Origin of the sequence: Nostoc sp. (assembly GCF_036917515.1) — a bacterium.
Lineage (GTDB): Bacteria > Cyanobacteriota > Cyanobacteriia > Cyanobacteriales > Nostocaceae > Nostoc.
Window position 1 is genome coordinate 18819 of sequence record NZ_JBALDE010000052.1, and the last position, 13524, is coordinate 32342.

The following is a 13524-nucleotide window of genomic DNA, read 5'->3' on the forward strand; positions in this document are numbered from 1 at the left end:
TTTTCTCACATCTGGGAAATTAGCCCTGATTATTCTCGATAAAAACTTAGATTTATTCAGAATTGACCAAATATATATGTTTAGGTCGCTCGGTAGCTATCACTATCACGAATATTAATAAATATCCAACTATCTAGTAAAAACACATAGATGTTTGTAGATTCTTCATGAAATCTTTATGATTTTTATCTGTTACAAATAACAAATGATTATTTACAATAAACAATAAAGCACCATAATAATTTTATAAAAATATTTCCATACTTTTTATGGCTATAAACAACAAGAAATCTCACATCTAAAATTTTAAAAATAGAATGATTCTAAACCACTAAATTTTTCAGATGGCAGCAAAAAGCAAAAAATTAATTATTCCTGATTGTCGGCTGAAAAAGTGTATCACAACCAAAATCAGGTAGTATAAGGTTTACGTATAATGACTGACTTTGCACAAACGGAAATAGAACGCCGATTAACTTTATATCAAGTATTCCTCAAGTTGTATGAACATCACAGCAGCCTTCTAGATGAAATTCTTCAGCTAGAAAACCTATCTCAACCGTCGTTGAGAAGAGTCAAGGCGGGTTACGTACATGGTGTAGTGGATAATACTGCTGTTTATCTGATGACTAACTTGAGCAACAATCAGACTCAGAGTTTACGACAGCCACAACAAATCTGGACGATAGGTCGTAATCGCAACAGTGGTATTTACATTGCTGACAGTCATCTGTCTCGTCGCCACGCTGCTATTCAGCATATTGACGAGCAAGGCTTTTACTTAATTGATTTTAACAGTACCAATGGCTCGTTTGTGAATGGTAATCGCGCTCTTAGGCCGATCAAGCTCAAAGATGGCGATCGCATCCGTCTAGGAAATATGACTTTTGATTTTTTTGTGAATTATACCTACCGTGTTCTGCCAACTGTTGCAATGGATTTATTGATGCAGCTTGTGCATCGCAGGAATAATCATACAGTAGATATGCTTACTTATTCCCAAAATAGACAAAAATCTCTAACTGAAAAATCAGATTCTAATTTAGAGGCTTTCAGAAATTTCGGAATAGTTGAGAAGCTTGAAAATTTTTATGACAACTTTAGTTCAGAACAGAAATCAGAAATTTTAGACCGCCTGTTTACCACACAAATACCGTCTAATTTCAGCTAGATCAAAAATTGGAACTTCTAGAAATTTTCAACTGCTTCAGGAGTGCTGTTAGCGGTAGCTTGACATTTAGTCTGTTAGTTTGTACTGAGTAAGAAGCTAAGGTTTGCTGAGACAGACAAATAGTGAAAGTTAAAAGGGAACTCGTCAAAATATATAAAAAAAATTAAGAATGTGATTAAATATCATAGCAATCATTTTGGAGTGGCATCTCTAGCTCACAATAAAAAGAAAGCAATTCAAGGATTGAGTGAGTAAGTTATGCTTTATCCTAGCAACAGGAGGATACTCAAGGTCTATCAGCAGTAGCAACAGTGATAGTGATGTACTCCAGTTATGTGGCTCACGGCTACGAGTCTACAGCAAAAAAAACCCCCAGTCGGTGTTAACCTACTAGGGGAGTTAGTTATCAGGGTGCATCTACCAATTAAATGTTCTTAGGTTGAAGACCATACTCCGGATAAATTTGTACAAAGGTCAGTTATTTTTTAAATAAAAAACCCCCAGTCGGTGTTAACCTACTAGGGGAGTGAGTTATCAGGGTGCATCTACCAATAATCTTTTCTAGGGGCAGCCAGTATCTTCCGGGAAAAATGAACTAAATGAGAAGCGATGTCTAAAACGGCTGTGACGCTTGTACCTCTGTAGAGGAGGAAGCTACGCGTAGTGTCTCTGAGAGCAAAAGATTCGCTAAGATTTCTCTACGAGACGCATTTGCGATCACTATTGGTAACGCAACTAGTAGAAAAAACTTCCAGTGGGTGTTAACCTATCAGGGGAGTGAGTTATCAGGGTCAGTTATTTTTCTTAAACAAAAAAACCCCCAGTGGGTGTTAACCTACTAGGAGAGTGAGTTATCAGGGTGCATCTACCAATAATCTTTTCTAGGGGCAACTAGTATCTTCCGGGAAAAAAGAACTAAATTAGAGGCAATGTTTAGGATGGGCTGTGAAGCTCGTACCCCTATGGAGAAGCAAGTTACGCGTAGCGTCTTTGAGAGTAAAAAACTCGCCAACATTTCTATACCAGACGCATTCGTTATCGGTGACGCAACTACAAAAAACCCCCAGTGGGTGTTAACCAACCAGGGGAGTGAGTTATCAGGGTGCATCTACCAATAATCTTTTCTAAAATAAATGGGTCGCTACCGGATTAAATTAGCAGAGGTTGAAGTTGTTACTGTTTGTCGAGCGAAGAAAAACCTCAGAGGGGTTAGTTATCAGGACAGACCTACCAATTAAACGCTCGGTGCGCTGCTTGACAAAATGGGTGTATCAGGGTTAATCAATAGCACTCAATTTTCATAAAAAAACCCCCAGTGGGCGTTAGCCAACCAGGGGAGCTAGTTATCAGGGTGCATCTACCACTTAAATGTTCTAGGTTTAACCACCATCCTCCGGATAAATTTATTAAAAAATTGATTGTTGTCGTGTATCAAAAAAAACTCCCAGTGGATGTGAACTCAATTAGGGAAGTTAAAGATCGAGGGATATCCATCTATTAATCAAGTATTCTAGGATTAAGCACTATTTTCTGGTAGAGAATATCTGCGTCAGAAGTTGCTGTTGTTTGCCGAAAATAAAAAAACCCCCAGTGGGTGTTAGCCAACTAGGGGAGTTGAAGATCAAGGTGCATCTACCAATTAAGTGTTCTAGACCCAAGTAATCCGATCCGGATAAAGTTGTAAAGGCGGAAAAACCAAAACGACACCGAATCAGAAACATTTAGGGGCGCGATGCATCTAAATTATCAGAGGAAGCGAAAAATCGACTTGAAACTTTCGCGTTTCAAACCAGATTTAGGAGGCGGACAGGAAAAGTTGTGACCCAGGAATTCCATATTTCCGTAACCCCAGTAGGGCAAAATGACTACTTGGTGCGGACGGAACAAGTCGCGCCTGGGGTACCATTGGCAGAAGAATTGGTGACTTGGCCTATAGCTGATTGGTTGATGGCTGCTGGGCATTTGATGAATGACCCGTTGAATTCGGTGTTGCAAGGAGATCCATTTACCTCTGGCGGGCATGAAAGCGATATCGCCAGAAACTCTGTGAATTTAGTGGCATTGGGTCAACAATTTTATAATGCCCTATTTCAAGGCACTCTCAGAGATAGTTGGATTACCGCCCAAGGTATCGCCCAGAACCATCAACAAGTACTACGGTTACGCTTAGGATTAAAAGATACTAGATTAGCTCGTTTGCCTTGGGAAGTAATGCACGCAGGCGATCGCCCTTTGGCTACTGGGCCTTATGTGGCTTTTTCTCGCTTCCAAAGTGGAATTTCGGGGGCTTCTCCTTTGCGATCCCTGCGGGGGGCTACGCCTACGCAAAATATGCCCACACCACTAGAACAAGGTGGTGTCAAAGTCTTGATGGTAATTGCTTCTCCCTCAGATCAAGTCCGTCTTAACTTACAGAAACAGGAAGCAATTAAACTGCAAGCGGAACTTCACCGTCAAACGTCACGACCTGGTGAAGGTCGCAATCGTTTCCCCGAAATTGAACTCACTGTATTAGACCAACCAGGACGGGAAGAACTGACGCAAGCCCTAGAACAAGGTAGATACCACGTTCTTCACTACTCTGGTCATAGTAATTTAGGCGCAAATGGCGGAGAAATTTATCTTGTTAGTCGCAGAACTGGCTTAACGGAAATCTTAACTGGGGACGATTTGGCAGGTTTGCTCGTTAACAATAATATCCAAATGGCAGTGTTTAATTCCTGCTTGGGCGCGTACATAGCAGCGTCCAATCCCTCTGGAGATACTGGCGAACGAAACTTAGCGGAAAGTCTGGTGAAGCGCGGAATTAGAAGCGTTTTGGCGATGTCAGAACGGATTCCTGATGAAGTAGCGTTGACGCTTACACAATTGTTTTACCGCAACTTAAGTCAGGGATATCCAGTAGATTTGTGTGTAAGTCGGGTGCGCCAAGGATTAATTTCTGCTTATGGTTCTCACCAGATGTACTGGGCATTACCGATTTTATATCTCCAGCCAGAATTTGACGGTTTTCTGAGTCAGGAAACTGAGATATCCGCAAGTACAGAGTCGCTGAATCAGTATAGTTCGCCTTTAGGGGCAACTTCCACGATGTACCCTGGTATGCCTGATGATAACGAGATACCTTTAGGAATGGAAGACATGATTCCTTCTGGTTTGACGCGTGATTCTGGGTTAGACTGGCTAGGTGAAGATACTTGGGGCGATCTGGTTGATGAAATTGAGTATGATGACCCAAGTTATGAAGAAGATTCTGCGATAGTTTCGGATTTGTTTCGTCAGCTAGATAACCAAAAAGCTGCAACTGAACCAGATCGACAAATTAGCGAAAATAGTCCTCACCAAAGCCAGATTTCAGAGGAAATGACTTCTTCTGAAGAGTCAGCAGATTTGTGGGGAGAAGTTCCCCCACCGCCACTTGCAACTCCTGGGAACCTTGAAGAAAATTGGCAAAATTCTAATTTTTCGCGTAGGCATAGTCCGCCGCAGGCATCGCAACTACCCCCACCAAGAAATCGTACCCGTCGCCGTCAGCTGTGGCCAATTGTGGGCGTTGTGGGAATCAGTGCGTTAGCAGCTGCGATCGGTTTAAATTGGTGGTGGCAAAATCGACCCCAAGTACTGCCTAAAATACCAGAAATTTCTACTCAGTCTCTACCTGATTCTCGATTGATCCACAAGCAGCCGAATATCGATTTAGAAATAGCAGCAACTGGAATTGTCACTGCTACTGCTACGGAAAAATTGAGCCAGGGTGACTTGCAAGGTGGCTTATTGGCTGTAGAAGAACTACTCAATCGGGGCGCACTAGCTGCGGCTGAAACTTCCTTAAAACTAATTCCCAGTAAACAAGCTGACGATCCATCTGTGAATTTTTACAAGGGAAGATTGGCGTGGCAGTCTATCCAAACTGGAGACAATAACTATAGTGTCGATGATGCCCGTCGTTATTGGGAAACTGCTGCCAAAGCTAAACCCGAATCGCTTTTGTATAATAACGCTTTGGGATTTGCCTATTACACAGAAGGTAATCTGAATCGCGCCAATGATTCTTGGTTTAAAGCTTTGAATTTAGCTCTCAAAGAACAGAACACAGGTTCAACATCCACAAAGACGGTAGTGCCTCAAGATGCTTTAACTTCTTATGCTGGTTTAGCTCTGGGATTGTATAAATCTGCACTTAGTCAATCTAGTGGTAAGCAAACACAGTATCTGAATGAAGCGATGAAGTTGCGGCAAACAGTTCTCAAGTCCGATCCAGAAAATTTTCAGGTAGATAAATTAGCTAAAAATTGGCTGTGGACGGAGAAGGTGATTGAAGATTGGCGATCGCTCCTTCAGCAAAAAGGTGAAGAATAGTAATATATTGTGGTGGAATGATTGCTTTTAATAGCTTAGAACTGCCACGTTTATTAATCCAAGGCTACCAAGTTCGGCTAATTGTTTTAGACCCAGAAAAGGAGCAATGTAAAATGGCAAAAGTAGGTTAGTTAAAGTAATTTTAATTGCTAAATTTTTCGTGATTTAGGATATAGCCAAAAGCTAAACAAACGGCTAACTCTAGGCATGACAACATAGGTTAACAGCAAAACCATAGTAATCGTTATAATCAACGAAATAATCAAGGCTGGTAAACTACGAATTAGAGGTACTAAAAACGTATTCAACAAATTAATCAACACGTATACAGCTCCCCAAGTTAGCAAGGCTGTTTTATAGCGCGGTGGAGTTTTTAATGGTTGACCAGGAAGAGAAAACCAAGCTTCTAATCCACTAATTTTTTGAACATAAGGATCGGATTCAACTAAATGCTTACCTTGACTGAGCAAATCTTCGCGATCGCGCGATGTCATCCACACCTCTAAATTTTCATAACTATCAAATCGGAAGATAATCACATATTCATTTCGCACCCCAAGTTGGGGACAAATCACATTTGTTCCCATGTGACCCACGTAAGTTCTGGAAACCCTGGTAATCTCTTTTAACCAAGCTTCGTAAGCAGTTTCGCATCCTGGTTTGACAAGTTGTGTAATAACCACAGTTACAAATTGATCGTTTTGTTCTATCTCCATTAGTTATGCCAATCAATTTTGGATTTGAGATTTTTTCACTTAGCTTGATTTTCGTAAAGCGATTAGCAATTTGGGATTTTCAATGCATTAGAGAATTCCTTTAGGAAGAGTGCTGGGAAAGATTAAAGGCTGACACCCTAATTTTTGTGAGCATTTTAGAGATTGCGCGGATGATAATTGGGTGATTATTGGGGTGAAATGCTTGCTGGTATTGAAATAGAAGCACTTTTTTGAGGCTGTGGAATTTGTACACCTATACCCATTCGTGCATTTGAAATACAGGAACTCTGTGAGTAGATGCGATCGCTATCGCTAAAAATAACCTAATGGTGATGGGGGATGCGATCGCTGCCTTCAAAGCCAGAAATCTCAGTCTTTATACGCTCATAGCCTCCCACATCACACACAACAACACTTGTAATGTTAGTCTTGAGACTCCTCAGAGATAGATTCTGATTCTGTTTCAAGTTCTTCTGTTTTAAGTTTGACGGCTGGAGGTTTAACGGGTTTTGGGCCACGCGCTAGTGCCGGATTCACCGGTGGTCTGCTTTCATCCCTAGATGATGATGCTTTTTTCCCTTTGTCAGACGAGCGTAGGCGCAGCCCGCCGTTGGCATCGCGGCTCGGTTTTGAGCTTTTGGGGTTGGATTCAATAGGGGTTACAGAATCCGAATTTTCAGAATTGCTGTCAGTGCTTCCTTGAGACTGACGTTCCGATTTCTTAATTGGACGTTCTACCATTGTTGATTTTTGTAAATTTATCTGTATGGTACATCGGTTTGGTGACTATCAGACTATTGAGTAGCATTTTTAAAGCTTTTATTGTTGGAATTCTTGAGTAGCTGTGGAAAAGTTGTTTTGACAAAAAAGCAGCCAACAAACTTTATTAATTAACTCACTAAATTAAAAAATGGGTACGTTATCCATAGCGAAACGTACCCGAAAACTATTAAACAAAATCAGGTCGTGCCTGTTGCCTTGATCTGAACTTTTCTTCTAAAACTGGCCAATTTTCTTGCTCAATTAAGTTAGTCAACTCATCGAGGTTTTGACGATATTGTTGCAGCGATCGCAGCAATGCTTGACGATTATACCGCGCCATCATTACGCCCAACTCTGGATTCCCACCACCCACACGACTGGTATCCCGAAAACCTGAACTAGCTAACTTTTGGGCTAATTGCAAAACATCGGGGTCAGTTTCGCTCAAACAAGCAGCAATCAACGAGGAACTGACCATTACAGGTAAATGGGAAATCCAACTAACAGCGCAGTCATGTTGTTCTGGTTGACAATAATAGATATTAGCTCCTAGCGATCGCACAATTTCTTCTACAACTGTAATTGCACTAGTTGGTGTTGTTGTTATCGGTGTTAATACATAAGGTTTATCAACAAATAAATCTTGCTGTGCAGCTTCTATCCCACTATCTGTTCTTCCCGCCATTGGATGACCGCCGATAAAATTATCCCAAAGGGGAGTAATATCCCTGACTATCTGTGCTTTTGCCGAACCCACATCAGTGACGACTGTAGCGGTAGGCAAATGAGCGACTAACTGTTCAAATTGGGGCACAATAAGGGCTAGAGGTGTACAAATAAATACAACTTCTGCGGCTGCTAACAAGCTCAGATCGACTGATGCTTGATCAACAGTGCCGAGGGTAACTGCCTTTTGACAGGTTGCTTCACGGCGACTAACTCCTAAGATATGATGTCCTTGCGATCGCAAATCAAAACCCAAAGATCCACCTATCAGTCCCAATCCTAAAATTCCAATATTCATTTTTGATTTTGACATTCCGTTTTTTATGACTTTACCAACTATTAAAGTTGGCATCCAAGGGGTAGCATCGATGACTATAGAGGAATTACTGGAACAATACGCAGCAGGAGTCTTAAACTTTAGTGGTGTTAACCTCCCAGAAGCCAACCTGAGTGGGATCAAACTCAGTGGTGTAAATCTGAGCGATGCTAATTTGAGTATAGTCAACCTAAGTGGCGCAAATCTGAGTGAAGCTAACTTGAGCAATGCCAAGCTGAATGTAGCCAGACTGAGTGGCGCGAATCTATGCAGCGCCATCCTCAACAACGCCAGTCTCAACGTCGCTAATTTGATTCGAGCGGATCTAAGTCGCGCTCAACTCAGAGGAGCTTCATTAATCCGCGCCGAGTTAATTCGCGCTGACCTCAGTCGCACTGATTTGTTGGAGGCCGATCTCACCAGTGCTGATTTGCGAGAGGCGACACTCCGCCAAGCGAATCTCCGTCACGCTAACTTGAGTGAGACTATCTTGAAAGGTGCTTCCTTAACCGGAGCCAACTTGGAGATGGCTAACTTAAACGCCAGTGACCTGAGTCGTTCTGACTTGAGCGGTGCAAATTTGCGAGATGCCGAACTCAGACAAGCCAATCTCAGCCATGCTAATTTGAGCGGGGCAGATTTGAGTGGTGTAAATCTTCGGTGGGCAGATTTGAGCAGCGCAAATCTCCGATGGGCAGATTTGAGCGGTGCAAAATTGAGCGGGGCTGATTTAATTGGTGCAGATTTAAGCAATGCCAATTTAACAAACACAAGTTTAGTTCACGCCAATTTAACTCAGGCAAAATTAATTAGAGCAGAATGGATCGGTGCTGACTTAACAGGAGCAACTTTAACTGGAGCAAAGCTTTATGCCACTTCCAGGTTTGGTTTAAAAACCGAAGGTATGGTTTGTGAATGGGTCGATCTTAGCCCAGCTGGCGATCGCTCCATTGTGCAAAACTTCCATTCTCAAGAGTCACGAGATTTTTTTAACGAAACACCGCCAACAATTCGGATTATTGTTGATGCAGCCCTAGAACACGAAGCTAATTTTGCGATCGCTGGCGCTTACTACCAAATCGCTCAAGAATATCGAGGGCTGAAACAACCTCCAAGCATCGAAAGTGGCCGTCGTCGGACTATTTTCACCTTTCATCTAGATAGCGACGAAGCATTATTTCCCACAGCTTACATTGTCATTCTTCCCTTTCTAGATGCGGCATCTACTCAAAAAAATATTTCCAGTATATTGGAAATGATTAACAGTGAAGTTGTTGCAAACCAAAACTTAAAATCGCCTCATATAGTGAAACAATTAAATACTCTTTTTGAACAAGCTACAAATCAGGCTACAACAATCAAACAGATGAAAAAAAATATAGAAGTAGCCGCAAAATTAAATTTTTGTAAAGCCCCAGTCCAAATAGTTTTAACGAATTCCAGTGCCCACACTTTGATTGTTTATGACCATCCCAACTTTGGGAAAAGATTTATTAATCGCTCTGCTCTTAATCCTTCAGCTTATGATATGTCCAGTGATTCAACAACAAATATATTACCGTTATTAGATATTATTATGGATTTTATCAAAGGATTTCATTATATTAATCATTAGTTCTGGGACATTAGGCATTGAACTAATGACAAATGACAAAAAACAAAAATTTTGGAGGAAAAAATGAGCAATATTTTTAATAAAATGATCGGTCGAACTCGCTATGTAGTGTTTCGCCTATTTCTGCACTTAGGGGGAGGTGAGGTAGCGCCAATTTTGGGAGTATTAAATAGTGCTGGACGGGATGCGATCGATGCCGATGGTGACTTAGAAGTTTTAGGAGAAGGATTGGTAGAAATTAGCCAAACCCTGCTGCAATATGATGAATATTGGCTTTCTGCTGCCAACGAAGGTGACGTATTTTGGAATGAAGGTGAAGCAGGAGATTACGTGAATGAATTATTTACTGACTCTGCCGAAAGATATCTCAGCGAACCAGATTACGCTTCTAATTCTGGCTCGAATGAACCTTTATCCATACCTGTAACTCGCAACGTCATTGTGATGATTACAGTAGCTTATGAAGGAGAAGTACCAGATTTGGAAACCGATCTTTCTAATGTTCAAGCACTTAAGGAAGGATTGAAAGCATTGATAAATTTGCATTATAAACATAGATTAAAAGCAATCCAAGTACATTTCTCACCGGCACAGTTAGGCGATGAACTAACTAGCGATCAACTGTTGCAATATTACCCAGAATTGATTCCTTTGTAATTTGTTGGGTAGTCCGTACTTACTACTCATATCGATAAGTTGTTAAGCTCAGAGATAGGACAATAATTCAATGATCATGACCATAGTACGTAAATTTACAGCCGTTTTTTTAGCTCTGAGTTTGTGTATCACAACTGTTGCTTGTGGTGGTGAAAGCCAAACTAATTCTCCAGGTAAGAACGTTAGCCAAACCTCTACTAATACCAAGTTAAGTGATGGTGAGTATCAAATACAACAAGCTACTTATGACGATGCAACTGGGGAATACAGCTTGTTTTTACTTAACAATAATCCCCCAACCTTTGCAACCGAAAATTTGCAAATGGCACGGTTAACTGATGATGAAATCAAGCAGGGTAAGAAAACCTATCTAAAGGTAGATAAAGGACAACCGATTTTATATCTGACGGAAGACTTTAAAATTGAGTACATCCACAACGTTACTGAGAATAAAACCAATCCCCAAACAGGACAACAAGAGACAGTTGTAGTCCGTCGAGAAAATAACTTCTGGGCACCATTTGCTGGGTCTGTGGCTGGTAGCTTGGCGGGACAGGCAATTGGTAGTATGTTGTTTAGACCCCAGTATTACGTACCCCCTGCCTATTACCCAGGACAAGGATTAAGTGGCTTTGGTGGATATGGCGGAAGCTATGGCCAAGCAGTTCAAAGTTACCAAACTCGCTATAATACGCCACCAGCAGCCGTGACAAATCGCACTGCCTTCCGCAATACAGGGACAATTAGAAGGTCATATCCTGGAAATTCCAATATACGCAATACACCACGTAGCACTACAGGTAATAGCCGTCCTTCTGGTTCTGGTTTTGGTGGTAGCACCTTGCAACCCTCTGGTAGAGCCACTTCACCCCGACGCAATTCTGGTAGTAGTTTTGGTAGTGGGCGTAGTTCAGCACCACGCCGCTCAACTGGTTTTGGCAGCAGACGCCGTTAAGAAATTCTAAGTTTAATAAATAGACTGCTTAACAAGTAAAGGTAGTTGTACACAAAGAAGCCGGAGAGTAATAAGTCAAACCTCCGGCTTCTCTTTAATATCTATGCAATTGGTGAAGAGGAATTATTAATTATTCAATTAAATAATATGAAATACTAAATACAAATATTGCTAAGAGAACAGAAATCATTTTACTAAAGTCTATTCTCTTTTGTTGAAGCATTTCTAAACAATATATCGGAATCATTAGAGGCCAGAAGATAGTTGTCACCACAAACATCACAAACGAGAAAAATTTATCTTCTGGATTGGAAGCAAGATGACGTAGGGAAAATATTAACCAATTAGTTAAAAAATAGCATGTCATTAATAAGTGACTAATAGTTAAAGTCAGTTGTATCTAATTCACCGTGAGTACTCCTGAAGTTATGTAAGCTTTACTATAGCTGATGCCTGGGATTTTGGTCAGAGTTTCTACTCCTGCCAAACCACCAAAACCACGTTCGCGTAGCGTCTCGTTAGAGAGGTAAATCCCCTGGTTAAAAGACCAGACAACCTTGACAGGGTAGAATTCGCTATCCAATAGTTAAAAAGCGTACTTCATCTTCACGTAAAGCCGCCCAAAAAGCCGCTTGATTTGTAATACCAATTTGAAAAAATAATGCGACAGATACATACGGATATACCTTTGTTCTGTGTGGCTTTCTTAATGCATGAATTTTAAATTGGTATAATTTCTTTACTTTTTTGATTTGCTTGTTCTCAACTTACCTTCCCTGAGTTATTTTGTGCTTCTTAAAGACCAGCTATTAGCCACTTGCTATTCGCCATAATCTGAGCAATAAAAAAAGGGATAATTATAGCTAATATAAAAATGAAGACAATAGAATAGAAAATTTCTAAGTTTTTCCTTTTTAACAATATACAGAAATATTGCATACCGAACTCTGCAATTTATGTCAAACTTCTCCTTTTAGTTGCAGGGTATAGTTAACCCTTTTTAAATAAATTTTTTAAATTTTGGATGATGAACATTCACTATCACGATCCAAAACTTAAAATTTGGTCAGTTATTAAAGCAATAATTAAGCGGTCTTAAAAAATCGAATAATTTCGCGGACATGATCGAGAAATTGTCCATCAGTGGAAAGTTGCGCGATCGCATTTCTGGCTTCTCTTGCCAAACGCTCATGTTCCGTTTGATTTGTCGCTCGTAATTCTTCTAAATTAGCGGCAATTCGAGCTAAATCTCTGCGAGTTTCTTCGGCAAAGCGTTGTTGAGTTGCAGATAAGGAATAGGGTTGTTCAGGATTGAGTTGATCTTCCAAAGACTGGATTTTTTGTTCCAATATAGAGAAGCGATCGCGCAGTTCAAAAATATCTTCGCGCGGATACTTCCATTCTTGGCGAATCATCGCTAACCGCACGTATAAATACTCATAAGCGCGAATCGCGGGACGCAGAATTGTTAATAACAAAGCTGCACCAGAACTTATATATCCCACTGTACTAATACCAGTGGCAGCAAGAGTATAAAGACCAACAGCTGAGAATAAGTGTAAAGCAATGGCAACCCAGAGCGATCGCTTTGCCAACACTGTGACATATTTCACTTGTTTATCATCAACTGGAATGCCTTTCTCAGTTGATTGTGCTGCTTCTGCTAAGACTTCTTTGGCTTGAAAATGCACATTCCACGGTACGGTGACAATTACTAATAACCACCAAAAACTAGCACCACCAATCACCCAATCAAGAAAGTTACCTGTAGGTATGTGCAACCATTGCAGTAAGCCAAAAGCCACCAGCACCGGAACCACAATTCCAATAATAGAACCGATGAAAAAGTTGATATACATCTTACCCTGTCTTTGATGAAACTATCACCTCGATTATGGCTAGTGGTTCTCAATTATACAAATATATTTGTGATGGTTTTTCTAGTTGCACATAATAAAAGAAAACAGAAATAATGAAATACTGCTTTGTAGAGTTTCAAGTAGATGATTCTAAAAGATTCAATGCTCTTTGTGAAGTTTTCTACGAAATTAAAAAAGATAAAGACAATAATTCTTGGCGTAATGAAAAAAATTGGCTAATTTTTTTTGACAGTAAAGCACTATCACATTTTTGGTGGCCTAGTGAAGAGGAAGAGGTGTTGCATAATAAAGGGATGAGGAGAGGGTTCATACTGTGCATTGTCCATACTGTAAGTCTACGGAGATTAGAAAAAATGGAAAAAGAAGA

The 13524-nt window shown here is 40.6% G+C and carries 11 protein-coding genes; 6 read left to right on the plus strand and 5 right to left on the minus strand.

Going from position 1 to position 13524, the window contains the following annotated elements:
- The first annotated feature begins 436 nt into the window (after positions 1 to 436).
- Both V7K89_RS06660 and hetF read left to right on the plus strand, forming a co-directional pair.
- Positions 437 to 1171 carry an FHA domain-containing protein gene (locus V7K89_RS06660; protein ID WP_335185495.1) on the plus strand — a complete coding sequence of 245 codons (735 nt, stop codon included), beginning with the start codon at positions 437 to 439 and terminating at the stop codon, positions 1169 to 1171.
- A gap of 1818 nt (positions 1172 to 2989) precedes the next feature.
- The gene (hetF, locus tag V7K89_RS06665) at positions 2990 to 5530 is read left to right on the plus strand and encodes a cell division protein HetF (protein ID WP_335185497.1); all 2541 of its coding nucleotides are present in this window, start codon (positions 2990 to 2992) and stop codon (positions 5528 to 5530) included.
- Between the two features lie 149 nt (positions 5531 to 5679).
- Here hetF and V7K89_RS06670 read toward each other — a convergent pair whose 3' ends face one another.
- From V7K89_RS06670 to V7K89_RS06680, 3 genes are all read right to left on the minus strand, one after another.
- Positions 5680 to 6246 carry an antibiotic biosynthesis monooxygenase gene (locus tag V7K89_RS06670; protein WP_335185500.1) on the minus strand — a complete coding sequence of 189 codons (567 nt, stop codon included), beginning with the start codon at positions 6244 to 6246 and terminating at the stop codon, positions 5680 to 5682.
- A gap of 423 nt (positions 6247 to 6669) precedes the next feature.
- Positions 6670 to 6987 (minus strand): hypothetical protein, encoded by a 318-nt coding sequence (locus V7K89_RS06675; protein WP_335185502.1) that lies wholly within the window; start codon positions 6985 to 6987, stop codon positions 6670 to 6672.
- Positions 6988 to 7195: 208 nt separating this feature from the next.
- Positions 7196 to 8032 carry a prephenate/arogenate dehydrogenase gene (locus V7K89_RS06680; RefSeq protein ID WP_335185520.1) on the minus strand — a complete coding sequence of 279 codons (837 nt, stop codon included), beginning with the start codon at positions 8030 to 8032 and terminating at the stop codon, positions 7196 to 7198.
- A gap of 70 nt (positions 8033 to 8102) precedes the next feature.
- Between V7K89_RS06680 and V7K89_RS06685 the strand changes: the two genes are divergently transcribed.
- From V7K89_RS06685 to V7K89_RS06695, 3 genes are all read left to right on the plus strand, one after another.
- Positions 8103 to 9665 carry a pentapeptide repeat-containing protein gene (locus V7K89_RS06685; protein WP_335185522.1) on the plus strand — a complete coding sequence of 521 codons (1563 nt, stop codon included), beginning with the start codon at positions 8103 to 8105 and terminating at the stop codon, positions 9663 to 9665.
- A gap of 63 nt (positions 9666 to 9728) precedes the next feature.
- Positions 9729 to 10322 (plus strand): DUF1517 domain-containing protein, encoded by a 594-nt coding sequence (locus V7K89_RS06690; RefSeq protein WP_335185504.1) that lies wholly within the window; start codon positions 9729 to 9731, stop codon positions 10320 to 10322.
- A gap of 70 nt (positions 10323 to 10392) precedes the next feature.
- Complete coding sequence (locus tag V7K89_RS06695) at positions 10393 to 11277, plus strand: hypothetical protein (RefSeq protein WP_335185506.1); 885 nt, start codon at positions 10393 to 10395, stop codon at positions 11275 to 11277.
- A gap of 400 nt (positions 11278 to 11677) precedes the next feature.
- Here the strand turns inward: V7K89_RS06695 and V7K89_RS06700 are convergent, their stop codons facing one another.
- Positions 11678 to 11860 (minus strand): hypothetical protein, encoded by a 183-nt coding sequence (locus tag V7K89_RS06700; RefSeq protein WP_335185508.1) that lies wholly within the window; start codon positions 11858 to 11860, stop codon positions 11678 to 11680.
- A 502-nt stretch (positions 11861 to 12362) separates the two neighbouring features.
- The gene (locus V7K89_RS06705) at positions 12363 to 13136 is read right to left on the minus strand and encodes a hypothetical protein (protein ID WP_335185510.1); all 774 of its coding nucleotides are present in this window, start codon (positions 13134 to 13136) and stop codon (positions 12363 to 12365) included.
- A 113-nt stretch (positions 13137 to 13249) separates the two neighbouring features.
- Between V7K89_RS06705 and V7K89_RS06710 the strand changes: the two genes are divergently transcribed.
- Positions 13250 to 13524, plus strand: a 275-nt coding sequence (locus tag V7K89_RS06710) for a hypothetical protein (protein ID WP_335185512.1), incomplete at its 3' end; no start/stop codon positions are given.